20 protein-coding genes and 1 pseudogene are annotated in these 22,327 nt (G+C 68.5%); 18 read left to right on the forward strand and 3 right to left on the reverse strand.

Going from position 1 to position 22,327, the window contains the following annotated elements; translation table 11 throughout:
• The 6 genes and pseudogenes from DPV74_RS20815 to DPV74_RS20840 form a co-directional block, all read left to right on the forward strand.
• Window positions 1–285: pseudogene (locus DPV74_RS20815) on the forward strand (teicoplanin resistance protein VanZ); the annotation flags it as partial.
• 317 nt (window positions 286–602) lie between these two features.
• Window positions 603–920, forward strand: coding sequence for a ferredoxin (locus DPV74_RS20820; protein ID WP_011694422.1), 318 nt, complete (start codon window positions 603–605; stop codon window positions 918–920).
• Between the two features lie 13 nt (window positions 921–933).
• Window positions 934–1,578, forward strand: coding sequence for an alpha/beta hydrolase (locus tag DPV74_RS20825; RefSeq protein ID WP_027789027.1), 645 nt, complete (start codon window positions 934–936; stop codon window positions 1,576–1,578).
• A gap of 488 nt (window positions 1,579–2,066) precedes the next feature.
• Entirely contained in the window at window positions 2,067–3,377 is a 1,311-nt protein-coding gene (locus DPV74_RS20830) for a D-alanyl-D-alanine carboxypeptidase family protein (RefSeq protein WP_021157031.1), read from the forward strand.
• A 48-nt stretch (window positions 3,378–3,425) separates the two neighbouring features.
• On the forward strand, window positions 3,426–4,352 hold the full coding sequence (locus tag DPV74_RS20835) for a D-amino acid aminotransferase (RefSeq protein ID WP_027789029.1): 927 nt from the start codon (window positions 3,426–3,428) through the stop codon (window positions 4,350–4,352).
• On the forward strand, window positions 4,352–4,660 hold the full coding sequence (locus DPV74_RS20840) for a YbeD family protein (RefSeq protein ID WP_011353335.1): 309 nt from the start codon (window positions 4,352–4,354) through the stop codon (window positions 4,658–4,660). Before DPV74_RS20835 ends, DPV74_RS20840 begins: the two co-directional genes overlap by 1 nt.
• Here DPV74_RS20840 and DPV74_RS20845 read toward each other — a convergent pair.
• Window positions 4,644–5,630: a transcriptional regulator GcvA gene (locus tag DPV74_RS20845; protein ID WP_059697008.1), complete on the reverse strand. Its 987-nt coding sequence runs from the start codon at window positions 5,628–5,630 to the stop codon at window positions 4,644–4,646. The genes DPV74_RS20840 and DPV74_RS20845 overlap by 17 nt on opposite strands.
• Before the next feature lie 102 nt (window positions 5,631–5,732).
• Here DPV74_RS20845 and DPV74_RS20850 point away from each other — a divergent pair, with 102 nt between their 5' ends.
• From DPV74_RS20850 to DPV74_RS20875, 6 genes are all read left to right on the forward strand, one after another.
• Window positions 5,733–6,059 (forward strand): DUF2917 domain-containing protein, encoded by a 327-nt coding sequence (locus DPV74_RS20850; RefSeq protein WP_059697016.1) that lies wholly within the window; start codon window positions 5,733–5,735, stop codon window positions 6,057–6,059.
• An 84-nt stretch (window positions 6,060–6,143) separates the two neighbouring features.
• The gene (lipB, locus tag DPV74_RS20855) at window positions 6,144–6,902 is read left to right on the forward strand and encodes a lipoyl(octanoyl) transferase LipB (RefSeq protein ID WP_119337872.1); all 759 of its coding nucleotides are present in this window, start codon (window positions 6,144–6,146) and stop codon (window positions 6,900–6,902) included.
• Entirely contained in the window at window positions 6,895–7,887 is a 993-nt protein-coding gene (gene lipA / locus DPV74_RS20860) for a lipoyl synthase (protein ID WP_119337873.1), read from the forward strand. The genes lipB and lipA overlap by 8 nt, the downstream gene beginning before the upstream one ends.
• A 251-nt stretch (window positions 7,888–8,138) precedes the next feature.
• Window positions 8,139–9,155, forward strand: coding sequence for a taurine ABC transporter substrate-binding protein (gene tauA, locus DPV74_RS20865; protein ID WP_027789032.1), 1,017 nt, complete (start codon window positions 8,139–8,141; stop codon window positions 9,153–9,155).
• 33 nt (window positions 9,156–9,188) lie between these two features.
• Complete coding sequence (locus DPV74_RS20870; RefSeq protein ID WP_119337874.1) at window positions 9,189–9,986, forward strand: taurine ABC transporter ATP-binding protein; 798 nt, start codon at window positions 9,189–9,191, stop codon at window positions 9,984–9,986.
• On the forward strand, window positions 9,986–10,951 hold the full coding sequence (locus tag DPV74_RS20875) for an ABC transporter permease subunit (RefSeq protein WP_027789034.1): 966 nt from the start codon (window positions 9,986–9,988) through the stop codon (window positions 10,949–10,951). Before DPV74_RS20870 ends, DPV74_RS20875 begins: the two co-directional genes overlap by 1 nt.
• A 51-nt stretch (window positions 10,952–11,002) precedes the next feature.
• On the opposite strand, the gene ggt is transcribed toward DPV74_RS20875, so the two are convergent.
• Both ggt and DPV74_RS20885 read right to left on the reverse strand, forming a co-directional pair.
• Window positions 11,003–12,880: a gamma-glutamyltransferase gene (gene ggt, locus DPV74_RS20880; RefSeq protein WP_119337875.1), complete on the reverse strand. Its 1,878-nt coding sequence runs from the start codon at window positions 12,878–12,880 to the stop codon at window positions 11,003–11,005.
• Window positions 12,881–12,951: 71 nt separating this feature from the next.
• Window positions 12,952–13,914, reverse strand: coding sequence for a LysR family transcriptional regulator (locus DPV74_RS20885; RefSeq protein ID WP_021157042.1), 963 nt, complete (start codon window positions 13,912–13,914; stop codon window positions 12,952–12,954).
• Between the two features lie 248 nt (window positions 13,915–14,162).
• On the opposite strand from DPV74_RS20885, the gene DPV74_RS20890 reads away from it, so the two are divergent.
• The 6 genes from DPV74_RS20890 (at window position 14,163) to DPV74_RS20915 (ending at window position 22,026) form a co-directional block, all read left to right on the forward strand.
• Entirely contained in the window at window positions 14,163–16,295 is a 2,133-nt protein-coding gene (locus tag DPV74_RS20890; protein WP_119337876.1) for a 3-hydroxyacyl-CoA dehydrogenase NAD-binding domain-containing protein, read from the forward strand.
• 29 nt (window positions 16,296–16,324) lie between these two features.
• Complete coding sequence (locus DPV74_RS20895) at window positions 16,325–17,533, forward strand: acyl-CoA dehydrogenase family protein (protein ID WP_119337877.1); 1,209 nt, start codon at window positions 16,325–16,327, stop codon at window positions 17,531–17,533.
• 14 nt (window positions 17,534–17,547) lie between these two features.
• Entirely contained in the window at window positions 17,548–18,684 is a 1,137-nt protein-coding gene (locus tag DPV74_RS20900; protein WP_119337878.1) for an acyl-CoA dehydrogenase family protein, read from the forward strand.
• Window positions 18,685–18,714: 30 nt separating this feature from the next.
• Window positions 18,715–19,920 carry a CaiB/BaiF CoA-transferase family protein gene (locus DPV74_RS20905; RefSeq protein ID WP_119337881.1) on the forward strand — a complete coding sequence of 402 codons (1,206 nt, stop codon included), beginning with the start codon at window positions 18,715–18,717 and terminating at the stop codon, window positions 19,918–19,920.
• Between the two features lie 94 nt (window positions 19,921–20,014).
• On the forward strand, window positions 20,015–20,320 hold the full coding sequence (locus DPV74_RS20910) for a DUF485 domain-containing protein (RefSeq protein ID WP_021157047.1): 306 nt from the start codon (window positions 20,015–20,017) through the stop codon (window positions 20,318–20,320).
• Between the two features lie 11 nt (window positions 20,321–20,331).
• A complete protein-coding gene (locus DPV74_RS20915; protein ID WP_119337882.1) occupies window positions 20,332–22,026 on the forward strand; it encodes a cation acetate symporter in 1,695 nt (564 codons plus the stop codon).
• Window positions 22,027–22,327: the final 301 nt, after the last annotated feature.

Raw genomic sequence — 22,327 nt, forward strand, 5'->3', positions numbered from 1 at the left:
CTCGGGATCGAGCTCGGCTTCGCGGCCGCGCTCGTCGCGCTGCACGTGCCGGCGACGTGGCGCGCGACGCTGGCGGCGCTCGCGCTGCTGGCCGGCGTGGCGCTCGTGAACCTGCTGCCCGTCAACCCGTTCTTCGACTTCACGCTGTCGGGCTGGCGGCAGGGCCGCTACGTGCACTTCAACAGCCTCGCACGCTGGCTCGCGTGGATCTGGCCCTACGCGGCGCTGATCTGGCTCGGCCAGCGCGTCGAGCACGCGTGGCTGCCGGCCGTGCTGCGCCGCTGACGCGAAGGCTGCGGCGGTTACGCCGCGATGGCCGCGGCGGTACCGCGGGCAGCGGCGTGCGCCCCTCGTTATAATCGTCCGCACGAGTGCAGTGTTCGGCACCAATCGGCACTTGTGTGCGGCGCCTTCGCACCCGTGGCCGCGTTGCAAATCCTCGCGATGCCGCCAGGCATCGCTGCGGTTTGCGCGTTGCCGCGAGCACGAATCCGCCGGCACGCAAGCGCCGCCTGGCACCGAACACTACACGCCCGTTGCCCCGCGCAGCGGCAACCGCTCCTCTTTCCGCACGGCCTCGCGCCGGTCAGCTCGCCACCACCATGGATTCCTACTACCAGCACCACGTCTTCTTCTGCCTGAACCAGCGCGAACCGGGCGCCGAACGCCCGAGCTGCGCGCAATGCGACGCGCAGACCATGCAGGAATACGCGAAAAAGCGCGTGAAGGAGCTCGGCCTCGCGGGGCCCGGCAAGGTTCGCATCAACAAGGCCGGTTGCCTCGACCGCTGCGAGGAAGGGCCGGTGATGGTCGTGTATCCGGAAGGCACGTGGTACACGTACGTCGACCAGGCCGACATCGACGAAATCGTCGAATCGCACCTGCGCGACGGCAAGGTCGTCGACCGCCTGAAGATCTGAGCGGGCGGGCCGAATGAACGTTCACACGCAGAAGTCGCTGATCGCGGGCCCGGTCGGGCAGATCGAAATCGCGGTCGACCTCCCCGATGCCGTGCGCGAAGGCGGCGCCGCGCCACGCGGCATCGCGCTCGTCGCGCATCCGCATCCGCTGTTCGGCGGCACGATGGACAACAAGGTCGCACAAACGCTCGCGCGCACGCTCGTGCAGTTGAACTACGTGGTGTTTCGGTCGAACTTCCGCGGCGTCGGCGCGACCGAGGGCGTGCACGACAACGGCACCGGCGAGGCCGACGACCTGCTCGCGGTGCTCGCGCACATGCGCGCGCAGCCCGCGTATGCGGACCTGCCGCTCGTGCTCGCGGGCTTCTCGTTCGGTACCTTCGTGCTGTCGCACGTCGCGAAGCGGCTGCGCGACGCGGGCGGGACGATCGAACGGATGGTGTTCGTCGGCACGGCAGCGAGCCGCTGGCAGGTGGCCGACGTGCCCGAGAACACGCTCGTAATCCACGGCGAAACCGACGACACGGTGCCGATCGCGTCGGTGTACGACTGGGCGCGGCCGCAGGAACTGCCGGTCGTCGTGATCCCCGGCGCCGAGCATTTCCTGCATCGCAAGCTGCACGTGCTCAAACGCATCATCGTCGACGCCTGGCGTTAGCCGGCGCGCGGGAGGCCGGCGTGACGCCGGCGGCCCGCACGGTGTTGCATGCACGCGCTCCGGCCGGCGCCGGATGCGCGTTTCCCCTCTCGCGACATCGCGCCGCGGCGTGCGGCGCGACCCGACTTCTCCTTCGCCTGCGCACACCTTTCGCACACCTTCGCGTGCGATGACGCGCGGCTTGCCGGCACCCCACGACCGATGAATACGGACGGCGATCCTGCGCCAGGTTCGCGAAAACGCGCTGCGCGGCCACGTATAATGGCCGGATTCCGCGTCGCCCGCGGCCCGGCTGGGCCCATGCGGCGCTCGTTTCGCCGCCTGTCCGCCCGCTCGCGACGGCCGCGAACCGAACGCGTCCGCACGAGTCCAACCGGCGCGTTTCGCGTCGCCCGACGATTTCGGGCGAGTGCCCGAAACGCCCGCCGCCTTGCCGTTCAACCCTGCGCGTTTCGCACCGCACTTTCTGCCATCAGCCTGAATCGATCATGCGTCTGTCTTCCCAAGGCCTCAAGTCCCTCGCTTCCTCCATCGCCTTCGGCACCGCCGCGCGCAACGTCGCGCTCGGCGTGATGCTGCCTGTCGCGCTCGCGTCGACGATCGTCGTCGCCGAGGCCAAGCCGGCCGCCAAGGCCAAGGCCGCGCATGCGGCGCCGGCCGCCGAGCAGTTCACCGGCGCGCCCGCGACCTACATGCCGGGCGCAGTGCCGCCGCCGGGCGTGAATGCGCGCTCGTGGGTGCTCGTCGATGCGACCAGCAACACGGTGCTCGCGTCGGGCAATGCCGATGAGCGCGTCGAGCCCGCATCGCTGACGAAGCTGATGACGGCGTACCTCGTGTTCGAGGCGCTCGACAAGAAGAAGATCTCGATGGAGCAGATCGTCACGCCGAGCGAAGCCGTGCGCCGCGTCGGCCGCGACGAGTCGCGCATGTTCATCGAGGCGAACAAGCCGGTGTCGGTGCACGACCTCGTGTACGGGATGATCATCCAGTCGGGCAACGACGCCGCGATCGCGCTGGCCGAACTGGTCGGCGGCAGCGAAGGGCAGTTCGTCACGATGATGAACGACGAGGCGGCGCGCCTCGGCATGAAGGGCACGCACTTCGCCGACGTGAACGGCATGCCCGACCCGAACCACTACACGACGGCCGGCGACCTCGCGAAGCTGTCCGCCCACCTGATCCGCGATTTTCCGCAGTACTACAGCATCTTCTCGGAGAAGGAATTCAAGTACAACAACATCCGCCAGGGCAACCGCAACCGCCTGCTGTGGCTGGATCCGACGGTCGACGGCCTGAAGACGGGCCATACGCAGGCAGCCGGCTACTGCCTGATCGCGTCGGCGAAGCGCGCGATCCCGGGCGTGGACGGCCAGCGCCGCCTGGTGTCGGTGATGATGGGCGAGCAGAAGGAAAGCGAGCGCACGCAGGACAGCATGAAGATGCTGAACTACGGCTACAGCGCGTTCGATTCGGTGCGCCTGTTCAAGGGCGGCCAGGCGATGTCGACGCCGCGCATCTACAAGGGCAAGGAAAACACCGTGCAGGTGGGCGTGAAGGGCGACCAGTGGGCGACCGTGCCGCGCGGCCTCGGCGACAAGGTCAAGACGGAAGTCGACGTCAACGCGCCGCTGATCGCGCCGCTCGCGGCAGGCCAGCAGGTCGGCACCGTGAAGATCGTCGCCGACGGCAAGACGCTGTCCGAATTCCCGGTCGTCGCACTGCAGGCCGTGCCGGAAGCGGGTATCTTCGGGCGTATCTGGGACTCGATCCTGCTGATGTTCAGCAAGAAGAAGTAAGCACGACGGGCCTTTGTTTTCACGACTTCATCCCCATCTGTCATAGCCATGAGCCAAGCCGAATTCGAACCGATCGTCTACCTCAGCGTGTCGTCGCAGGAGGAAATGGTGCCGCTGTCGGAAGCCCGTGTACCGGTGCTCGACCGCGGGTTCATCTTCGGCGATGGCGTGTATGAAGTTGTCCCCGTTTATGCGCACGACGGCGCGCACGTGCCGTTCCGGATCGAGCAGCATCTGGCGCGGCTCGAGCGCAGCCTGAAGAAGATCGGCATCGCCAGCCCGCACGACGACGCGGGCTGGCGCGCGCTGATCGAGCGCGTCGTCGCGGCGAATGCCGAAGGGCTCGGCGACGGCAACGCGCTCGTTTACCTGCAGGTGACGCGCGGCGTCGCGAAGCGCGGCCACGCGTTTCCGGCGAATGCGGTGCCGACGGTGTTCGTGATGACGAGCCCGCTGCGCCTGCCGTCCGCCGACGAACGCGCGCAGGGCGTGCGCTGCGTGACGGCCGAGGACCGCCGCTGGCTGCATTGCGACATCAAGTCGATCTCGCTGCTCGGCAACGTGCTGATGGCGCAGCATGCGGCCGAACGCGATGCGTTCGAGACGCTGCAGCTGCGCGACGGCAACCTGACGGAAGGTTCGTCGTCGAACGTGTGGATCGTGAAGAACGGCGAGCTGCTCGCGCCGCCGCGCAGCAACAAGATCCTCGAAGGGATCCGCTACGCGCTGATCGAGGAGCTGGCCGACGAATGCAAGATCCCGTTCGTCGCGCGCGAAATCAGCGAAGTGGAATTGCGCGCGGCCGATGAGATCATGATCACGTCGGCCACGAAGGAAGTGCTGCCCGTCACGTCGCTCGACGATCTGCCCGTCCATGGCGGCAAGCCGGGCCCCGTATTCGCGGCGTTGTATGACGCGTACCAGCGTGCGAAGGCACGCGAGTTTGAACAGTTTGACCTAACCCGGAGAAAATGATGAGCGAACCGACCAAAACCATCGAGGTGACCGGCGCGATCGATACCCGGAAGGAGTCGCTGCTGGAGTTTCCGTGCGATTTCCCGATCAAGATCATGGGCAAGGCGCACCCCGAGTTCAAGGACACGATCTTCAAGGTCGTGGCCGTTCACGACAACGAGATCGACGTCGAGAAGATCGAGGAGCGCGCGTCGAGCGGCGGCAATTACACGGGCCTCACGATCACCGTGCGGGCGACCAGCCAGGAACAGCTCGACAACATCTACCGCGCACTGACCGGCCATCCGATGGTCAAGGTCGTACTTTAAGCGCCTTCCATCCTCCTTCCTGCGCGCACTCGGCGGGGGTCTTCCCCGCCGCGCGCCGCGCGTCCAGCTCGTCGCACAGCCGCTTGTATTCGGCGACTTCCTCGAGCAGCCAGGTCCTGAACGCCTGCACGCGCGGCGCGTTCAGCAGCGGCGGCGGACACACGAAAAAATAGTGCCACGGGCTCGGCCCGTCGATGTCGAACAGGCGCACGATGCGCCCGTCGAGCAGGTCGTGCACCGCGAGCGAGCGGCGCACGAGCGCGATGCCCTGGCCGTCGATCGCGGCCAGCAGCAGGTTCGACGAATCCTGGTACAGAATCCCCCGTTTCGGCTCGGTCAGCGTCTTGAGTCCGGCCGCGTCGAACCACGGCCGCCACAGCTCGTCGTCCGAGCGCAGCAGGTTGTAGTGCACGAGATCGGCGGGCGTTTGCGGCAGCTTGCCGCCGTTCAGCGTCGGCGCGCACGCCGGAAAGAACACTTCGTCGAACAGCGGCTCGACATGCAGCCCCGGATAACTGCCGTGGCCGAAGCGGATTGCGAGATCGACGTCGTCGCGCGCGAAATCGGTGAGCGAGTTGGTCGACTGCAGCTCGACGTCGATTTCCGGATGCCGTTCGATGAACGAGCCGATGCGCGGCGTGATGAAGCGCGCGGCGAACGATGACAGCATCGATACCACGAGCCGCCGGTCGCGGTCGCTCGCGCGCACGTCGCGCGTCGCGTCGGCGATGACCATCAGCGCGGTGCGGATCTGCTGCGCGTAGCGCATGCCGGCGTCGGTCAGGCACAGCCGCTTGCCGTTGCGCGTGAACAGCTGCACGCCGAGCTCTTCCTCGAGCGCGCGCACCTGGTGGCTGACCGCGCCGTGCGTGACGTACAGCTCGTCGGCGGCGCGCGAGAAATTCTCGTGACGGGCGGCGGCTTCGAACGCGCGAATCGCGTTCAGCGCAGGCAGCTGGCGGAGGTCCATTTGCTAATTTTCCTCACATCGACGTGAAAATTGGTCGTTTTGTCGGACGCCTTGAAGTGACTACGATTGTAGCCATCGAAGCACTTATTGGCGGAGTCGATCATGCAAGAAATTTCTTCAAGCATCACGTTCGAAATCCCGATGGGCGAAACCGTGCCGTTGAAGGTACAACGCAGCACGCGGCTGGTGGTGCAGTGCGGGCCGGTGTGGGCGACGCGCAGCAACGACGTCGACGATTACTTCCTGGTCGACGGCGAGACGCTGAAGCTGCGCCGCGGCGAGCGGCTGTGGCTCAGCGCGGAAGGCCGGGAGGGCGCGCGCGTGGCGTTCTCGGTGTCGCGGCCGCCCCGGGAAGTCGCGCTCGGCGGGCTGGCACGGCTGCGCGAACGCGTGAGCGCGCTGCTCCACGACGGATGGCGCACCGTCTGACCATCATTTCCTCCGACGGATACCGGCGATCCGTCCCCCCTCCGAGGCCGGCGAGACCGACGGGTTTTCGGTAAACTACCGCCCATGTCCGTTTCGCCGGTTTCCATCGTGTCCACGCCTGTTGCCGTTTCCGCATCGCCCGCCGGGTCCCCGGATCAGCCGGCCCCGCCGGTCACCGTGCGGTGGCGGGGCGTCGAGACTTACGAGACGAGCTTCGACGCGATGCGCGCGTTCACCGACACGCGCACGGCCGATACCGGCGACGAGATCTGGCTGGTCGAGCATCCGCCCGTCTACACGCTCGGCCAGGCCGGCGACCCGGCCCACCTGCTGGTGGCCGACAGCGGCGTGCCGCTCGTGAAGGTCGACCGCGGCGGGCAGATCACCTACCACGGCCCCGGCCAGATCGTCGCCTACCTGCTGCTGGACCTGCGCCGGCGCAAGCTGATGGTGCGCACGCTCGTGACGAAGATCGAGGAGGCCGTGATCGAAACCCTCGCGGCGTATAATCTCGCTTCGGTACGCAAGGCGGGCGCGCCCGGGATCTACGTGGCGTCCGGCGCGCACGAGGGCGCGAAAATCGCGGCCCTCGGCCTGAAGATCCGCAACGGCTGCAGCTATCACGGGCTGAGCCTGAACGTGAAGATGGATCTGCGCCCGTTTCTTGCGATCAACCCGTGCGGCTATGCCGGACTGGAAACTGTCGACATGGCGAGCCTCGAGGTTGCCGCCGACTGGAACGACGTCGCCCATACGCTGGTGCGCCGTCTGATCGCCAACTTCGACGGCGCATCCGCGGCCGCCGACAAGCCGCAGGCACTGGAACAACATTCGAATGACTGACGTTACCGCTTCCCCCGCACCGGCCGATCCGGCCGCGACCCCTGCCTACGATCCGACCGCCAAGCAGAAGGCGCAGGCGAAGACGGCGCGCATCCCGATCAAGGTCATTCCGATCGAAAAGCTGAAGAAGCCCGAGTGGATCCGCGTGAAGGCGGCCACCGGCAGCTCGCGCTTCAACGAGATCAAGACGATCCTGCGCGAGCACAACCTGCATACGGTGTGCGAGGAAGCGAGCTGCCCGAACATCGGCGAATGCTTCGGCAAGGGCACCGCGACGTTCATGATCATGGGCGACAAGTGCACGCGCCGCTGCCCGTTCTGCGACGTCGGCCACGGCCGTCCCGATCCGCTCGACGCGGATGAACCGAAGAACCTCGCGCGCACGATCGCCGCGCTGAAGCTCAAGTACGTGGTGATCACGAGCGTCGACCGCGACGACCTGCGCGACGGCGGCGCCGCCCACTTCGTCGAGTGCATCCGCGAAACGCGCGCGCAGTCGCCGGACACGCGCATCGAGATCCTGACGCCGGACTTCCGCGGCCGTCTCGACCGCGCGATCTCGATCCTGAACGCCGCGCCGCCGGACGTGATGAACCACAACCTCGAAACGGTGCCGCGCCTGTACAAGGAAGCGCGCCCGGGTTCGGACTACGCGCACTCGCTGAATCTCCTGAAGGACTTCAAGGCGCTGCATCCGGACGTCGCGACGAAGTCGGGCCTGATGGTCGGCCTCGGCGAGACCGAAGAGGAAATCCTGCAGGTGATGCGCGACCTGCGCGCGCACGACGTCGACATGCTGACGATCGGCCAGTACCTGCAGCCGTCCGAGCACCACCTGCCGGTGCGCGCGTACGTGCATCCCGATACGTTCAAGATGTACGAGGAAGAGGCGTACAAGATGGGCTTCACGCACGCGGCCGTCGGCGCGATGGTGCGGTCGAGCTATCACGCCGACCTGCAGGCGCATGGGGCGGGGGTGGTCTGAGCCCCCTTGCTTCGTCGACCTCTGACGAACCCGAAAAAAGCCCGCAGCGATGCGGGCTTTTTCGTTGGTGCGGCCGCCGCCCGCGCATTCGCACGGCAATCGCCACCCGACCGGACACGCAATCCGGTCGAGCATGAAAAGCAAAGCTGAAACAGCATCGATAGCTTCGCAGGATAAGTTCGCTCCCGCCGCGCGCAAAGCTCCTATAGTCGGCTCTCCCGCAGCAATGCCCGCATTCGAAGGAGAGCCGCATGTCCCGTTTCAGCTTCATCCGCCGCGCCGTCGTCGCGCTGACCGCCTTTGCCGCGCTGGGCGCGGCGCACGCCGAATCGCGCGAAGTCGTGATCGCGTACCAGGACATGGTCGTGCCGTGGCGCTATGCGCAGGCGAGCGGTGAAGTCGAAAAGGCGACCGGCTACAAGGTCACATTCCGCAAGCTCGACAGCGGCGCCGACGTGATCCGTGCGCTCGCATCGGGCTCCGTGCAGCTCGGCGAAGCCGGCTCGAGCCCGATCGCGGCCGGGCTGTCGCAGGGGCTCGACATCTCGCTGTTCTGGGTGCTCGACAACATCAACGACGCCGAGGCGCTCGTCGCGCGCAACGGTTCGGGCGTCACCAACATCGCCGCGCTGAAGGGCAAGAAGATCGGCGTGCCGTTCGTGTCGACGTCGCATTTCCATACGCTCGTCGCGCTGCAGGCCGCGGGCGTCAATCCGAACGACGTGAAGATCGTCAACCTGCGTCCGCCCGAAGTCGCGGCTGCGTGGGCGCGCGGCGACATCGACGCGACCTACATCTGGGATCCGGTGCTCGCGAAGGTCAAGCAGTCGGGCACCGTGCTCACGACGTCGGGCCAGGTTGCGAAGGAAAGCGGCAAGGCGACCTTCGACGGCTTCGTCGTGAGCCGCAAGTTCGCGCGCGAGAACCCCGAGTTCGTCACGCGCTTCGTGAAGGTGCTCGCGGCCGCCGATGCCGACTATCGCGCGCACGCTGCCGCGTGGAAGGTCGGCTCGCCGCAGGTCGCGGCGGTCGCGAAGGTGTCGGGCGCGAACGCGCAGGACGTACCGGCCAGCCTCGCGCTCTACGCGTTCCCGACGCCGGCCGAGCAGGCGTCGCCGACGTGGCTCGGCGGCGGTGCGCAGTCGGGCGCCGCGAAATCGCTCGCGGCCACGGCCACGTTCCTCAAATCGCAGGGCACGATCCAGACGGTGCTCGCCGACTACTCGGCCGGCGTCGATCCGCAGTTCGTGCAGAAGGCGGCGCGCTGAGCGCGGCCACCCACCCGTCGCGGAGTCCTGAACATGAGCACGCTGGAAGTCCGTCAGGTATCGGTCGACTATCCGGGCGAACGCGGCCGGCCGACGACGCAGGCGCTCGCGCGCGTCGACCTGCGCATCGAGGCCGGTGAATTCGTCGTCGCGCTCGGCGCGTCCGGCTGCGGCAAGACAACGCTGCTGAACTGCATGGCCGGCTTCGTCGCGCCGACGACCGGCGACGTGCGCGTCGACGGCGTCCCGGTCACGGGCCCCGGCGCCGATCGCGGTGTCGTGTTCCAGAAATACGCGCTGCTGCCGTGGCTCGACGTGCTCGACAACGTCGCGCTCGGGCTGCGCTTCGCACGCGTGTCGAAGGCCGAACGCGAAGCGCGGGCGCGGGAAATGCTCGCGCTCGTCGGGCTCGACAGGCATGCGCATGCGCGCGTGTACGAGCTGTCGGGCGGGATGCAGCAGCGCGTCGGCATCGCGCGCGCGCTCGCGAGCGACCCGCGCGTGCTGCTGATGGACGAGCCGATGGGCGCGCTCGACGCGATGACGCGCGGCACGATGCAGGCGCTCGTGCTCGACGTATGGGCACGCACCGGCAAGACGGTGTTCTTCATTACGCACGATGTCGAGGAGGCGCTGTTTCTCGCGACGCGTCTCGTCGTGATGACGCCCGGCCCCGGCCGGATCGCGGAAACCTTCGAACTGCCGTTCGCGCGCCGCTACGTCGAATCGCGCGATGCGCGCGCGGTGAAGTCTTCACCGGATTTCATCGCATGGCGCGAACGGCTGATCGCGTACCTGCATCGCGACGAGGCCGCCGAGGCGGTGGCGTGATGCACGAACTCGCGCGACAGGGCGCGTCGGTCGGACGCGGTCGGATCAGCACCTTGCACAGGCAGGACAGCATGAGCACGCAGGATTCTTGGGCGGCCGATCGCACGGCCGCGGAGCCCGGGCAGGATCAACGCGCGACGCAACGGCGTCACGCGGCGCGTCCGGCTCGCGCATCACATCGCTACCGGCTGCCGGGGCAGGGGAAGACGGCCGGGCTGAGCGCGGCGACGGTCGCGGCACTGGCACTGCTGTGGTGGGTCGCCACCCATCGCCAGTGGCTGCCGCCGCTGTTCCTGCCCGCGCCGGAAGCCGTGTGGACGGCATTCGTCGACGCATGGCACGGCCGCATCCAGGGCGGCCTGCCGTTGTCCGAGCATTTGTTGTGGAGCGCCGCGCGCGTGTTCGGCGCGTTCCTGCTCGCGACCGCGATCGGTGTGCCGGCCGGCATCCTGATGGGCGTGAGCCGCATCGCGCGCGGCGTGCTCGATCCGCTGCTGGAGTTTTACCGGCCGCTGCCGCCGCTCGCGTACCTGCCGCTCGTCGTGATCTGGTTCGGCATCGACGAAACGGCGAAGCTCGTCGTGATCTTCCTCGCGTGCTTCGCGCCGATCGCGATGGCGGCCCGCGCCGGCGTGCGCGCGGCGACGGTCGAGCAGATCAACGCCGCGTATTCGCTCGGCGGCAGCTTCGCGCAGATCGTGCGCCACGTGGTGCTGCCGGCCGCGCTGCCGGAGATCCTCACGGGGCTGCGGATCGCGATCGGATTCGGCTGGACGACGCTCGTCGCGGCCGAGATGGTCGCCGCGACGGCCGGGCTCGGGCAGATGGTGCTCAACGCGTCGAGCTTCCTGCGCACGGACATCGTCGTGATGGGCATCCTGATCATCGGCGCGATCGCTTGGCTGTTCGACCTCGCGATGCGGTGGGTCGAGCGGCGGATCGTGCCGTGGAAGGGAAGGGGCTGACGCCACGCAGGCGCGCGGACGACGTCCGCGTGCCGCCACGGCCCGCCACCCTCACTCTCCCATCGCAATCCCTTCCCGCCGCGGATCCGACCCGCCGAACCATACCGTCTGCCCCTGCACGTTCAGCCGCTGGATCCCCTGCAGCCCCGAGTTCATCTCGACCACCCGCACGTCGTGCCCGCGGCCCTTCAGCCCGTCGGCGAGCGCATCGGACACGCGGCCGCGTTCGAGCTGCGTCGGCCCGTTCATCGACCCGAAGTTCGGCAGCGCGATCGCCTGCTGCATCGTCATCCCCCAGTCGAGCACGCCGACCAGCGTCTTCGCGACGTGATTGATGATCGCGGGGCCGCCGGCCGAGCCGACGATCATCGTCACCTGCTTCGTCTTCTTGTCGAACACGAGCTCCGGCGACATCGCCGAGCGCGGCCGCTTGCCGGGCTGCACGCGGTTCGCGACCGGCCGGCCGTTGTCGTTCGACACGAACGAGAAATCGGTGAGCTGGTTGTTCAGCATGAAGCCGCGCACCATCAGCCGCGATCCGAACGCATCCTCGATGCTCGTCGTCATCGACAGCGCCTGGCCGTAGCGGTCGACGATCGCGATGTCGGAGGTCGACGGCAACTCGGGGCTGCGGTCGTCGGCCATCGCGAGCGTCGCGCCCTGCGGCGTGCCGGCCTGCGCGACGCCCATGCTGCTGTCGCCGATCAGGTGCGCGCGCTGCGCGAGATAGGTCTTGTCGGTGAGGCTCGCCCAGCTGCCGCCCGGCAGCGGCACGAAATCGGGATCGGCGACATAGCGCGCGCGGTCCGCATACGCGAGCCGCCCGGCTTCGCTGAACAGGTGTGCGGCGAACGGCGTCGGCTCGTAGCCGACGTCGTTGCGCACCGGCTTCTGCGCGCCGATCTGCTGCCAGTCGGGCATCGCTTCGAGGATGCCGAGCATCTGCGCGATCGCGAGGCCGCCCGACGACGGCGGCGGCATCCCGCACACCACCGAGCGCCGGTAATCCGCGCACAGCGGCGCGCGCACCTTCGCCTTGTAGCGCGCGAGATCCTGGAGCGACAGCAGGCCCGGGTTGGTCGGGTGCCTGCGCACCTTCGTGACGATGTCGCGCGCGATCGCGCCGCTGTAGAACGCGTTCGCGCCGCGGTCGGCGACTTGCCGCAGCACGGTCGCGAGCGCGGGGTTCTTCAGCACCGTGCCGGCCGCCTTCGGCGTGCCGTCCGGGTTGTAGAAGTACGCGCGCGCGGCCGGGTCGTTCTTCAGGTACTTGTCGTTGGCGATCAGCGTCGCGAGCCGCGGGCTGATCGTGAAGCCGCGCTCGGCGAGCCGGATCGCGGGCTGGAACAGCCGGCGCCACGGCAGCTTGCCGTGCGCACGGTGCGCGGCATCGAGCATGCGCAGCACGCCCGGCGTGCCGACCGAGCGCCCGCCGACGACACCTTCGTAGAAGCTCATCGGCTGGCCGGTCGGCCCGTAGAGCAGGCGGTCGGTCGCGGCGGCCGGCGCGGTTTCGCGGCCGTCGTACGCCTGCGTCGCCTTGCCGTCGAAGTACAGCATGAATGCGCCGCCGCCGATTCCCGACGATTGCGGCTCGACGAGCGCGAGCACCATCTGCGTGGCGATCGCCGCGTCGATCGCGGTGCCGCCCGCCTTCAGCATGTCGTAGCCGGCCTGCGTCGCGAGCGGATTCGCGGCCGCGATCATGAAGTGCTGAGAGGTCCAGCCCGGCTTGTCGGTCCAGCCGGACGACAGCTCGGGCGCATGGACGCCGGGCAGCGGCACGGCGGCGCCCGATGCGGCGGCGACGGGCACCACCGCGCCCGACGGCGGCGTGGACGGGGACGTGCAGCCGGCGTTGAACGCGACGAGCGCGACGGCGGCGAGCAGCGTCCAGGAGCGCGAATGCGGACGAATCCGGTCGAACATTGAACCCTCGGCAGCAGTGAATTCGAAGGAGGCGACGATGCCGGCGCAACGCGGCTGCCCGCCCCGGCGCGCTATTGTCGCCGCGCGGCCGGCGGGTTGTCACCCGACAGGAAACCCTGACGCATCGCGCCGGGCCCGCCCCGGCCGGTCTTTCCGGCCTGTTCGAGGATGAACTCTATGAACGTCGACGTCGCGCGCGTGTGGTGCCGGTTCGGCATGTAGAGCATGTACATGTGCGTGCCGAAGATGCTGAGCCGGTACGCGTCGAGCGACGTGACGACCGTGCCGCGCCGGATGTCGTCCTGCACCACGTAGTCGGGCACGATGCCGACGCCGATCCCGCCGAGGATCGCCTGCCGCAGGAACAGGAAGTTCTCCGAAATCAGCGTGGGCTCGAGCAGCACCTCGTGGCGCTCGTCGCCGAGATACGCGGCGATCCTGAGCTGCCGGCCCATCACCGTCGCGGTGACGACGGGAGAGGCCGACAACGCGCCGAGGCTCGCCGGCATCCCGTGCTCGGCCGCGAACGCGGCCGATGCGCACGCGACGTAGCGCACCGCGCCCATGTCGCGCGCGACGAGGTTCTGCGGCGGCTCGGGCATCACGCGCACCGCGATGTCGATTTCGTCGCGCATCAGGTCTTCCACGCGGTTCTCGAACACGACGTCGAGCACGATGCCCGGATGCAGCCGCTTGAACGCGAGCAGCCAGTCGGACATCACCATCTGCCCGTAGCCGCTCGGCACCGACAGCCGCACGCGGCCCTGCAGATCCTGGCCGAGCGTCGTCACCGACTCCTGCGCGGCGAGCAGTTCGTTGCGGATGCGCCGCCCGTGCTCGTACAGCTTCAGCCCGATTTCGGTCGGCTCGATGCGACGCGTCGTGCGCCGCACGAGCTGCTGGCCGATCGAGCGCTCGAGCTGGTTCAGCCGGTAGCTGACGTTCGCGCGGCTCATCTTGAGCCGCTGCGCGGCCTTGCTGAGATTGCCGGCGTCGAGGATCTCGACGAGCAGCGTCAGCGCGTTCAGGTCCATGCGTCGCGTCTCCTGGTCCGTCCCGTTTAACGGTCGGAAGCATTCAGTGTCAAGTCAGACTTGACAGCTTGTAAAAGCGGGAGGGAATTGTCAATGAATCTCGATCAATCGAGAATCGGGTCATGCCCGGCGTACGGCCGGATCTTGTCCCGCTTCGTGCGGGACCGGGGCAGGCGCCCCGGCGCCGCTCGCGTGGCCGCGAGCCACGAACCGGCGTCACGCGCCTGCCGCCGCGTCAAGGAGACACGATGAACTCACCCGCTTCCCCCACCGGCCCGGCCGGCACCGTCACGCGCGAGCGGCGCGACAAGGTGCTCGTCGTCACGATCGACCATGCGCCCGTCAACGCGCTGTCCGCCGACGTGCGGCGCGGCCTCGCCGACGCGCTCGACGCCGCGCAGGCCGACGACGCGATCCGCGCGGTGCTGATCGTCGGCGCCGGCCGCAACTTCATCGCGGGCGCCGATATCCGCGAATTCGGCAAGCCGCCCGTGCCGCCGTCGCTGCCCGACGTGTGCGAGCGGATCGAGTCCAGCGCGAAGCCGGTCGTGGTCGCGCTGCACGGCGCGACGCTCGGCGGCGGCCTCGAAGTCGCGCTCGCCGCGCATTACCGGCTCGCGGTGCCCGGCGCGAAGCTCGGGCTGCCCGAAGTCACGCTCGGCCTGCTGCCCGGCGCGGGCGGTACGCAGCGCGCACCGCGCCTGATCGGCGCGAAGGCCGCGCTCGACCTGATGCTGACGGGCCGCCACGCGAGCGCGGACGAAGCGCTCGCGCTCGGCCTCGTCGACCGCGTCGCACACAGCGACGACACGCTCGCCGAAGGCCTCGCCTACGCGCAGGAACTCGTGTCGCTCGGCGCACCGGTGCGCCGCACGCGCGACGCGCAGGGGCTGGCCGACCGCGCGGCCGCGCAGGCCGCGATCGACGCGGCACGGGCCGATCTGCCGAAGAAGTCGCGTGGCCTTTTCTCGCCCGCGAAGATCGTCGACGCAGTCGAGGCCGCGCTCACGCAGTCGTTCGACGCGGGGATGAAGCTCGAACGCAGCCTGTTCCTGCAGTGCATCGACAGCCCGCAGCGCGCGGGCCTCGTGCACGCCTTCTTTGCGGAGCGTGAAGCGGCGAAGGTGCCCGAGGCACGTCGCGCGAGCGCGCGGCCGGTCGAGCGGATCGGCGTGGTCGGCGGCGGCACGATGGGCGCGGGCATCGCGGTCGCGGCGCTCGATGCCGGGCTGCCAGTGACGATGATCGAACGCGACGAAGCGTCGCTCGCGCGCGGCCGCGCGCACGTCGAGAAGGTGTACGACGGCCTCGTCGCGAAAGGGCGGATGACACCGGCCGCGCACGCCGCGCGGCTCGCGCGTTTCAAGGGCAGCACGTCGTACGACGCGCTCGCCCAGGCCGACGTCGTGATCGAGGCCGTGTTCGAGGACATGGCCGTGAAAAAGGCCGTGTTCGCCGAACTCGCGCGCGCGTGCAAGCCGGGTGCGGTGCTCGCGACCAACACGTCGTATCTCGACATCGACGAGATCGCCGCGAGCATCGACGGGCCGGCCGACGTGATCGGCCTGCATTTCTTCTCGCCGGCCAGCGTGATGAAGCTGCTCGAGATCGTCGTGCCGGCGCGCGTGAGCGCCGAAGTGGTCGCGACCGCGTTCGCGCTCGCGAAGCAGTTGAAGAAGACGCCGGTGCGCGCCGGCGTGTGCGACGGCTTCATCGGCAACCGGATCCTCGCCGTCTATCGCACGGCGGCCGACTACCTGATGGAAGACGGCGCGTCACCGTACCAGATCGACCGCGCGGTGCGCGAATTCGGCTTCCCGATGGGGCCGTTCCAGGTCGTCGATCTCGCCGGCGGCGACATCGGCTGGGCGACCCGCAAGCGCCGCGCGGCGACGCGCGACCCGCGCGCGCGCTACGTGGAGATTTCCGACCGGCTGTGCGAGCGCGGCTGGTTCGGGCAGAAGACGGCGCGCGGCTACTACCTGTATCCGGACGGCGCGCGCGTCGGCACGCCGGACCCGGAAGTCGAGGCGATCGTCGCGCAAGAGCGCGCGAAGAAGGGCATCGCACCGCGCACGTTTACCCACGACGAGATCATGCGCCGCTACCTCGCGGCGATGATCAACGAAGGCGCGAACGTCGTGCACGAGAAGATCGCGCTGCGCCCGCTCGACGTCGACGCGGTGTTCCTGTACGGCTACGGCTTCCCGCGTTATCGCGGCGGCCCGATGCATTACGCGGACACGGTCGGCCTCGCGAACGTGCTCGCCGATATCCGCGCGTTCGCGAAGGAAGATCCGCTGTTCTGGAAGCCGTCGCCGCTGCTCGTCGATCTCGTCGCGCGCGGCGCGGATTTCGCGAGCCTGAACCGCCTCGACTGAACGCCAACCGCATTCGCCACGGACTGACGATGGACCTCAATTTCACTCCCGAAGAGGAAGCCTTCCGCACGGAAGTGCAGCGCTTCCTGCAAGCCGAACTGCCCGAGCGCATCGCGCGCAAGGTGAAGGGCGGCCTGCATCTCACGCGCGACGACATGCGCGAATGGCACGCGACACTCAACGCGCGAGGCTGGCTCGCGAGCCACTGGCCGCGCGAGTACGGTGGCCCCGGCTGGAGCGTCGCGCAGAAGTTCCTGTTCGACAACGAGTGCGCGCTCGCGGGTGCGCCGCGCATCGTGCCGTTCGGCGTGAACATGCTCGGCCCCGTGCTGATCAAGTACGGCGACGAAGCGCAGAAGCGCCGCTGGCTGCCGCGCATTCTCGACGGCACCGACTGGTGGTGCCAGGGCTATTCGGAGCCGGGCGCCGGCTCCGATCTCGCGTCGGTGAAGACGAGCGCGGTGCGCGGGCTTGACGCGCAGGGCGAGCACTACATCGTGAACGGCCAGAAGACGTGGACCACGCTCGGCCACTACGCGAACATGATCTTCTGCCTCGTGCGCACCGCGACCGACGTGCGCAAGCAGGAAGGCATCAGCTTCCTGCTGATCGACATGAACACGCCGGGCGTCGAGGTCCGCCCGATCATCACGCTCGACGGCGAGCACGAAGTAAACGAGGTGTTCTTCACCGACGTGCGCGTGCCGGCGGAGAACCTCGTCGGCGAGGAGAACCGCGGCTGGACCTACGCGAAATACCTGCTCACGTACGAGCGCACCAACATCGCGGGAATCGGCTTCTCGACGGCCGCGCTCGACCGGCTGCGCGCGGTTGCCGCGAAGGTCACGAAGAACGGACGACCGCTCGCGGACGACCCGTTCTTCGCGGCGCGCATCGCGCGCGTCGAGATCGAACTCGAGAACATGCGCACGACCAACCTGCGCGTGCTGGCGGCGGTCGCGGGCGGCGGGGTGCCGGGCGCGGAAAGCTCGATGCTGAAGATCCGCGGCACGCAGATCCGCCAGGAGATCACCGCGCTGATGCGGCGTGCGATGGGGCCGTACGCGCAGCCGTTCGTCGAGGAGGCGCTCGATGCCGACTACGACGGCGAGCCGGTCGGCCCGGACGAAGCGGCGAGCGCCGCGCAGCAGTATTTCAACAACCGGAAGCTGTCGATCTTCGGCGGCTCGAACGAGATCCAGAAGAACATCATCGCGAAGATGATGCTCGGGCTGTAACGAGGAGCGCGACGATGGATTTCCAGCACACAGAAGACCGCCGGATGCTGGCGGACACGTTGAACCGCTTCATCGCCGAACAGTATGCGTTCCCGGTGCGAGACCGCATCGCGCAGTCGGCCGAGGGCTTCGATCGCGCGATGTGGCAGCGCTTTGCGGAACTCGGCACGGTCGGCGCGCTGTTCTCGGAAGCCGACGGCGGTTTCGGCGGCGCGGGCTTCGACATCGCCGTGGTGTTCGAATGCCTCGGGCGCGGGCTCGTCGTCGAGCCGTTCCTCGGCGCGCTGCTCGCGGGCCGCGCGCTGTCGCTCGCCGGCGGCGACGCGCATCGCGAGCGGCTTGCCGCGCTGATCGACGGCAGCGCGAGCGCCGCGTTCGCGCACGACGAGCCGGGCTCGCACTACGAACTGACGACCGTGCGCACGCGCGTCGAACGCTCGGGCGACGGCTGGGTGCTCACGGGCGCGAAGGGCGTCGTCGACCAGGCCGCGCAGGCGGCGTTCTTCGTCGTCAGCGCGCGCGTGTCCGGGCAGGACGACGACGCGGCCGGCATCGGCCTGTTCGTCGTGCCGGCCGACGCGCCGGGCGTGTCGCTGCGCGACTACCGGAAGATCGACGGCGGCCGCGCGGCCGAAGTGCGCTTCGAGCGCGTCGTGCTGCCGGCCGATGCGGCGCTCGGCGCGCACGACGGCGAAGCGGGCGCCGAGTTGCTCGAACGCGTGCTCGGCTACGGGCTGCTCGCGCTGTCGGCGGAAGCGCTCGGCGCGATGGACGTCGCGAAGGAGCACACGCTCGAGTACCTGCGCACGCGCAAGCAGTTCGGGCTGCCGATCGGCAGTTTCCAGGCGCTGCAGCACCGGATGGCCGACCTGCTGCTCGAAGTCGAGCAGGCGCGCTCGGCCGTGATCAACGCGGCCGCGCAGCTCGATGCGCCGCGCGTGGTGCGCGAACGCGCGCTGGCCGCGGCGAAATTCAGCATCGGGCGGATCGGCACGCTCGTCGCCGAGGAGAGCATCCAGTTGCACGGCGGGATCGGGATGACATGGGAGCTGCCGCTGTCGCATTACGCGAAGCGCCTCGTGATGATCGATCACCAGCTCGGCGACGAGGATCACCATCTCGCGCGCTACATCGCGCTGTCGAAACAGTAAAGACGAACGACGCGAATGGAGGAGACAAGGATGACGAACGAATCGCGCGTTTTGCCGCTGGCCGGCGTGAAAGTGCTCGACTTCTCGCGCGTGCTCGCGGGGCCGTGGTGCGCGATGGTGCTCGCCGATTTCGGCGCGGAAGTGATCAAGGTCGAGCATCCGGTGCGCGGCGACGACACGCGCGACTGGGGCCTGAGGATCGGCGACACCGAAACGACCTACTTCAACAGCGTGAACCGCAGCAAGCGCTCGATCTGTCTCGACCTGCAGACCGACGAAGGGCGGCGGCTCGCGCGCGAGCTGGCCGCGCAGGCCGACGTGGTGCTTCACAACTTCAAGTTCGGCGGCGCGGAGAAACTCGGGCTCGGCTACGACGCGCTGGCCGAACTGAACCCGCGCCTCGTGCACTGCGCGATCTCCGGCTACGACCGCTCGGGCGCCGAGGCCGCGCGGCCCGGCTACGACCTCGTCGTGCAGGGCGAGGCCGGGCTGATGGCGCTGAACGGCGAAGCCGGCCAGCCGCCGCTGAAGTTCGGCGTCGCGGCGGTCGACCTGTTCACCGGCATGTATTCGGCGCAGGCGATCCTCGCGGCGCTGTACGAACGTCATGCGACGGGGCGCGGGCGGCGCATCGAGATGGCGCTGTTCGACTGCGGGCTGATGATCACCGCGTACTACGGGCTCGACGCGCTGCTGATGGGCGAGGACCCGCCGCGCTACGGCAACGCGCATCCGTCGATCGTGCCGTACGGCGTGTTCGACGCGGCCGACGGCCCGCTCGTGATCACGGTCGGCAACAACACGCAGTTCGCGCGCTTTTGCGACGCGATCGAGCGGCCCGACCTCGCCGCGGACGAACGCTACAAGACCAACCTCGGCCGCTCGGAGAACCGCGCCGACCTGCTGCCCGAGATTCGTCGCGAACTCGCGCGCCGTTCGCGCGCGACATTGCTCGCAGCGCTGGCCGACGCGGGCATTCCGTGCGGCGAAGTGCTCGGGCTGCACGAAGCGCTGACGTCGGAACGCGCGACGAGCGCGGGGCTCGTGACGCGGCAGCCGCATCCGGTCGCGGGCGGCGTCGACGTGCTGGCGCCGCCGTACCGGTTCGACGGCGCGCGGCTGCCGGTGCGCGGCGCGCCGCCGGTGCTCGGCGCCGATACGGACGATGTGCTCGGCGGCTGGCTCGGGATGTCGGCCGACGAGGTCGCGCGGCTTCGCGCGGATCGCGTCGTGTAATTCGATTTGCCGCCACGGCGCGGGCGGGGGAGTCGACGCGCGCCGACCATTCCACACAACACCCTCGCAATGACGAGTTGGAAATGGAGACACCATGGAGCTTTCCTTTATCGAATCGGTCACGGCGCGCCGCGACTACCAGCAGCTCGTGCGTGCGCGGCGCCGTTTCAGCTTCACGCTGACGGCACTGATGATCGCCACGTACTACGGCTTCATCCTGCTCGTCGCGCTCGCGCCGCACGTGCTCGCGGCGCCGTTGTATCGCGGCGCGACGACGACGGTCGGGATCGCCGCGGGCGTCGCGATCATCCTGGTCGCGATCGGGCTGACCGCGTGTTACGTGCTGCGCGCGAACCGTGCGTTCGACCGCCGCGTCGACGCGCTCCTGCAGCGTTCGTGAAGGAGGCCGACATGCGACGTACCTCGATCGCGCTCCGCGCGCTTGCCGTTCCCGCGGCCCTCGTGTCCTCCGCCGCGCATGCGGTATCGGTCGCGGGCCCGATGCCCGACAAGGTCGAACTGAACCCGGTCGCGATCGGGATGTTCTTCGCGTTCGTGTTCGCGACGCTCGCGCTCACGCGCTGGGCCGCGCGCCGCACGCGCTCGACGCGCGACTTCTACACGGCCGGCGGCGGCATCACCGGGCTGCAGAACGGGCTCGCGATCGCGGGCGACTATATGTCGGCCGCGTCGTTCCTCGGTCTGTCGGGGATGGTGTTCATGTTCGGCTTCGACGGGCTCATCTACTCGATCGGCTTTCTCGTCGGCTGGCCGTTCGTGATGTTCCTGATCGCCGAACCGCTGCGCAATCTCGGCAAGTTCACGTTCGTCGACGTCGTTGCGTACCGTTTCGCACAGCGGCCGATCCGGCTGCTGACGTCCGCGAATTCGCTGACCATCGTCGTGCTGTACCTCGTCGTGCAGATGGTCGGCGCGGGCAAGCTGATCCAGCTGCTGTTCGGGCTGTCGTACGGCACGGCCGAGCTGATCGTCGGCGTGCTGATGGTCGTCTACGTGTTCTTCGGCGGGATGACCGCGACCACCTGGGTGCAGGTGATCAAGGCCGTGCTGCTGCTGTGCGGCGCGACGCTGCTCGTCCTGCTCGCGCTCGCCGAATTCGGCTTCAGCGTCGACGAGATGTTCCGCCGCGCGGTGGCCGTGCATCCGGGCGCGCTGTCGATCATGGGCCCCGGCAAGCTGATCCGCGATCCCGCCAACGCGCTGTCCCTCGGCATCGCGCTGATGTTCGGCACGGCCGGCTTCCCGCACATCCTGATGCGCTTCTTCACGGTGCCGAACGCGAAGGAGGCGCGCAAGTCGGTGCTCTATGCGACCGGCTTCATCGGCTACTTCTATCTGCTGACCTTCGTGATCGGCTTCTCGGCGATCGTGCTGCTCGCGCAGCATCCGGAATTCTTCAAGCTGGGCGCCGACGGTTCCTTCAACCTGACGCACGACCTGCTCGGCGGCTCGAACATGGTCGCGGTGAAGCTCGCGCAGGCGGTCGGCGGGAACTGGTTCTACGGCTTCATCGCGGCGGTCACGTTCGCGACGATCCTCGCGGTGGTCGCGGGCCTCACGCTCGCCGGCGCGACGACGATCTCGCATGACCTGTACGCGCAGATGTGGGCGCGCGGCAAGCCCGACGAGCGCCTCGAGATGCGCATCTCGCGCGCGGCGACGATCGCGTTGTCGGCGGTCGCGATCGGGCTGTCGATCCTGTTCGAGCACGTGAACGTCGCGTTCATGGTCGGCCTCGTCGCGGCGGTGGCCGCGAGCGCGAATTTCCCGGTGCTCGCGATGTCGATCTTCTGGCGCGGGATGACGACGCGCGGCGCGGTGCTCGGCGGCGGCCTCGGCCTCGTGTCGGCGGTCACGCTCACGGTGCTGTCGAAGTCGGTGTGGGTCGACGTGCTGCATCACGCGCACGCGGCGGTGTTCCTCGACAACCCCGCGCTCGTGTCGGTGCCGCTCGCGTTCGTCGGGATCGTCGTCGGCTCGCTCGCGGATCGCGGCGAGCGTGCGCGACGCGAGCGCGCTGCGTTCGCGCAGCAGGAGTTTTATGCGCAGACGGGGGTGCTGGCGGGCGAGGCCGTGCGGCACTGATTCATCGGAAGAATGCGCCAATCCGTCCGAATCCCCGGACGGATATTTTCCGGAAATCCGGAAAGCCGGATTTCCTTGCCTGCCGCATTATGAGAAATACAATGAAAACAACGGTTTGAGGGGTTGCGGAAACCTGGCATCGACCTTGCGATATAAAGCGCACGGCCAACCCCCCGGCCGAACTACTACAGCAAGCAAGGAGACAATCGATGACCACTGCCTTCCTCCCCCTCCGGACGTCCTGAGGCATCGCTTGTTGCGGCACGGCAGCCGCGCGGGCGATTTGTTTCCTCTGACATTC

This window comes from Burkholderia sp. HAN2018 (genome assembly GCF_024704855.1).
Classification (GTDB): Bacteria; Pseudomonadota; Gammaproteobacteria; order Burkholderiales; family Burkholderiaceae; genus Burkholderia; species Burkholderia cepacia.

What these genes read in the sequence shown, in the direction of transcription:
- DPV74_RS20820 (WP_011694422.1), top strand. Translation starts at nt 603, where the DNA reads ATGGATTCCTACTACCAGCACCACGTCTTCTTCTGCCTGAACCAGCGC.
- DPV74_RS20825 (WP_027789027.1), top strand. Translation starts at nt 934, where the DNA reads ATGAACGTTCACACGCAGAAGTCGCTGATCGCGGGCCCGGTCGGGCAG.
- DPV74_RS20830 (WP_021157031.1), top strand. Translation starts at nt 2,067, where the DNA reads ATGCGTCTGTCTTCCCAAGGCCTCAAGTCCCTCGCTTCCTCCATCGCC.
- DPV74_RS20835 (WP_027789029.1), top strand. Translation starts at nt 3,426, where the DNA reads ATGAGCCAAGCCGAATTCGAACCGATCGTCTACCTCAGCGTGTCGTCG.
- DPV74_RS20840 (WP_011353335.1), top strand. Translation starts at nt 4,352, where the DNA reads ATGAGCGAACCGACCAAAACCATCGAGGTGACCGGCGCGATCGATACC.
- DPV74_RS20845 (WP_059697008.1), bottom strand. Translation starts at nt 5,630, where the DNA reads ATGGACCTCCGCCAGCTGCCTGCGCTGAACGCGATTCGCGCGTTCGAA.
- DPV74_RS20850 (WP_059697016.1), top strand. Translation starts at nt 5,733, where the DNA reads ATGCAAGAAATTTCTTCAAGCATCACGTTCGAAATCCCGATGGGCGAA.
- lipB (WP_119337872.1), top strand. Translation starts at nt 6,144, where the DNA reads ATGTCCGTTTCGCCGGTTTCCATCGTGTCCACGCCTGTTGCCGTTTCC.
- lipA (WP_119337873.1), top strand. Translation starts at nt 6,895, where the DNA reads ATGACTGACGTTACCGCTTCCCCCGCACCGGCCGATCCGGCCGCGACC.
- tauA (WP_027789032.1), top strand. Translation starts at nt 8,139, where the DNA reads ATGTCCCGTTTCAGCTTCATCCGCCGCGCCGTCGTCGCGCTGACCGCC.
- DPV74_RS20870 (WP_119337874.1), top strand. Translation starts at nt 9,189, where the DNA reads ATGAGCACGCTGGAAGTCCGTCAGGTATCGGTCGACTATCCGGGCGAA.
- DPV74_RS20875 (WP_027789034.1), top strand. Translation starts at nt 9,986, where the DNA reads ATGCACGAACTCGCGCGACAGGGCGCGTCGGTCGGACGCGGTCGGATC.
- ggt (WP_119337875.1), bottom strand. Translation starts at nt 12,880, where the DNA reads ATGTTCGACCGGATTCGTCCGCATTCGCGCTCCTGGACGCTGCTCGCC.
- DPV74_RS20885 (WP_021157042.1), bottom strand. Translation starts at nt 13,914, where the DNA reads ATGGACCTGAACGCGCTGACGCTGCTCGTCGAGATCCTCGACGCCGGC.
- DPV74_RS20890 (WP_119337876.1), top strand. Translation starts at nt 14,163, where the DNA reads ATGAACTCACCCGCTTCCCCCACCGGCCCGGCCGGCACCGTCACGCGC.
- DPV74_RS20895 (WP_119337877.1), top strand. Translation starts at nt 16,325, where the DNA reads ATGGACCTCAATTTCACTCCCGAAGAGGAAGCCTTCCGCACGGAAGTG.
- DPV74_RS20900 (WP_119337878.1), top strand. Translation starts at nt 17,548, where the DNA reads ATGGATTTCCAGCACACAGAAGACCGCCGGATGCTGGCGGACACGTTG.
- DPV74_RS20905 (WP_119337881.1), top strand. Translation starts at nt 18,715, where the DNA reads ATGACGAACGAATCGCGCGTTTTGCCGCTGGCCGGCGTGAAAGTGCTC.
- DPV74_RS20910 (WP_021157047.1), top strand. Translation starts at nt 20,015, where the DNA reads ATGGAGCTTTCCTTTATCGAATCGGTCACGGCGCGCCGCGACTACCAG.
- DPV74_RS20915 (WP_119337882.1), top strand. Translation starts at nt 20,332, where the DNA reads ATGCGACGTACCTCGATCGCGCTCCGCGCGCTTGCCGTTCCCGCGGCC.